The sequence below is a fragment of the Immundisolibacter sp. genome, assembly GCF_041625615.1.
Classification (GTDB): domain Bacteria; phylum Pseudomonadota; class Gammaproteobacteria; order Immundisolibacterales; family Immundisolibacteraceae; genus Immundisolibacter.
This window is the reverse complement of sequence record NZ_JBFJTF010000211.1, coordinates 1-2,453: the sequence shown is the minus strand read 5'-3', so window position 1 is coordinate 2,453 and position 2,453 is coordinate 1. Positions and strand designations below refer to the sequence as shown.

Sequence of the window (2,453 nt, the reverse complement as noted above, 5' to 3'; positions counted from 1 at the left end):
GCCCGCCGTGCCCGCCGCGCCTGGCACGGCCGCGCGCCGCAACTGACGCTGCGCGCGGCGCAGCGCTTCGACCTGGCCCACGCGGTGTGGCCGAGGCTGCGCGAGGAAATCGCCCGCACCGCCGCCTGGCTCGACATGAGCCACCGCAGCCCGCTGTGGGACCGCCAGATCGTCACGCTGTGCCTGTCGGCACCGCCACAGGCCCTGCACCAAAACGGTTTCGGACGTGCCCTGGTACGCACCATTGGTAACGGCCTGATTCCCGAAACCATCCGCACGCGCACCGACAAGGGCGCGTTCCTGCCGGACTTCCACGCCCGGGTCCAGCGCGAGCGCGACGCCATCCTGACGCGCGTGGCGCCTGCCAGGGCTGGCCGGCTTGCGGCCCAGTACATCGATTTCACGGCGCTGGACGCCGCGTTCGAGACCCTCACAGGGGAGGTGCCGGTAGACCGCTGGTCTCTTGAGGCGCAATGCGTGATCGTGCGCGGGCACAGCATGGCGTGCTTCTTGCATCACTACGAACGGGCACGAACCGCCGACAGCGACGCCCCGACGCGCCGCAGCCGGGCCTGACCGACCGTGCATGCGTCGTCAATCTGTCACGGTCGTTCCTTTAGGCTCATCACCGTTTCGGGATTCATTCGGGAGACACCCATGCAGGCAAAAGAACAGACCCTCGCCACACACCGCAAGGTATGGGCGACGCCGCGCTGTGAGGCGCTGCACCTCGCCCATACCGCTGGGGGCAACCCCGGTGGTGCCGACAGCCACGCCAACAACACCTCCAACGCCGGCTGCAATCCGAACGCGATCTGTTCCTGATCAGCGCAAACGCCTGCCGGGCGGAATGATTCAAAGGCTTTGCTTATCGCGTTTTTCAAACGTACGGAGGATGACCCATGAACGACCTGCGCATTCCATGGCAGACACCACGCGTCGAACGGCTGGACGTGTCGCGCACGTTCGGTGCAACGCTGCTGAATTCCGACAACGGTCTCCAGGCCAACAACGCCTTCCCCAACCCATCGATTCCCTGAGCCCCTGGTTCTCCCTGGCGTTACCTAGGCCCTAGTCGCCACCACGGGGGTGACGTCCGTCGCCCCCTCCTTTTCCGGTCCTCCAGCATGGCGGGTGCATTGACGCGGGATACGGTGTCATGGCTGCTCGCACTGAGCGCACCGTCCCACTGCACGCGCGCGGACACCCCCGGCGCCATGCCGCCGGCCAACACCCAACACCTCCTGGACGCGCTGCTTGCGCACGGCGTGGCGCCCCTGGCCGTCGAACGGGTCCGCCGCTTCCCCCAACTGGCGCCACTGCAGGCACCGCTGCTCGCCGCCCAAGCCGCCAACGCCAGCCGCGCGCTGACCAGCGTGGCGCACATCGTCGCCACCGGCGCCGCGTTCGACGCCGCCCGCATCCGGTGGTGCGTACTCAAGGGCGTGCCGATGGCACTGCGTCACTATGGCGACCTGGCCGCCCGCCAGGTGGGCGACATCGACATCCTGGTGGCACCCGGCGACACCACGGCGGCGGACACCGCCCTGCGCCAGGTCGGCTGGAAACGCCACGGGGCGCGGGACGACGCCCCCCTGCCGCCTCCACGCTACTGGCACGAGCAGCGCTATACCGGCCCCGCCGGCCTGACCCTGGAACTGCACCACCGCCTGCACCCGAACCCCCACCTGCTGGATCTCCCGACCGCCACCGTGCTCGCCCGTGCCGACACACTCGTGCTCGGCGGCGCGACAGTGCCGGTGCTCGACCAGGTGACCGAACTGCTCTACCTGAGCACCCACGGCTGCCGCCACGGCTGGTTTCGGCTGCTGTGGGTGTGCGACATCGCCGCCGTCACGCGGGCCGCCACGCCGACATTCCTGGAAGCAATCCGCCAGACGGCTGTCCGGCTGGGCGTCCTGCTGCCACTGGCGCAGGCGCTGTTGCTCGCCGACCGTTTGCTGGGCGCCACGGCGCCTTCCTGGGCGCACGCCTTGTCCACCCGGTCCGCGCGCCAGCGGCGCCTGATCGCGTTTGCACTGGAAACCTTGTGGTGCGCCCGGGACGCCAACGGCAACCCGACCCGGCGCACGTGCTCGTCCCTGATCACGGCGCTGTCCCAGCGCGCCAGCCTGCGGTTCTGGGCCTGGGAGCTGCTCCTGCGCGCCCGACACGAGCACCAGGCACGGCTGGCCCGGACATGAAGCTGCGGCACGCCCTGCGCGCCTTTGCCGGCGAGCTGCTGGCCAACAACCCACGCGAGGTGGCCACCAGCCTGGCGCTGCTGCTGGCCGCCGGCCTGACCGAGGGCGTGTCGCTGCTGGTGTTCGTCCCGGCCCTGCAACTGCTGCAAGGCTCCGCGCCGCCCAGCGGTCGGTTCGGCGACCTGCTGACGGCGGTCGGCATCCCCGGCCAGCTGGGCCCGGTGCTGGCGCTGTGCGTGGCACTGGTCG

Annotated in this window: 4 protein-coding genes and 1 pseudogene; all 5 read left to right on the top strand. The window is 70.0% G+C overall.

Annotated elements, in window-relative coordinates:
* On the top strand, positions 1–576 hold a 576-nt coding region (locus ABYX71_RS11540), incomplete at its 5' end, for an asparagine synthase-related protein (RefSeq protein ID WP_372696640.1).
* 81 nt (positions 577–657) lie between these two features.
* Complete coding sequence (locus tag ABYX71_RS11535) at positions 658–825, top strand: hypothetical protein (protein WP_372696639.1); 168 nt, start codon at positions 658–660, stop codon at positions 823–825.
* Positions 826–902: 77 nt separating this feature from the next.
* Positions 903–1,040: a hypothetical protein gene (locus tag ABYX71_RS11530; protein ID WP_372696638.1), complete on the top strand. Its 138-nt coding sequence runs from the start codon at positions 903–905 to the stop codon at positions 1,038–1,040.
* A 114-nt stretch (positions 1,041–1,154) separates the two neighbouring features.
* Positions 1,155–2,204 carry a nucleotidyltransferase family protein gene (locus ABYX71_RS11525; protein ID WP_372696637.1) on the top strand — a complete coding sequence of 350 codons (1,050 nt, stop codon included), beginning with the start codon at positions 1,155–1,157 and terminating at the stop codon, positions 2,202–2,204.
* Positions 2,201–2,453, top strand: a pseudogene (locus ABYX71_RS11520) (hypothetical protein); the annotation flags it as partial. The gene ABYX71_RS11525 and the pseudogene ABYX71_RS11520, both read left to right, overlap by 4 nt.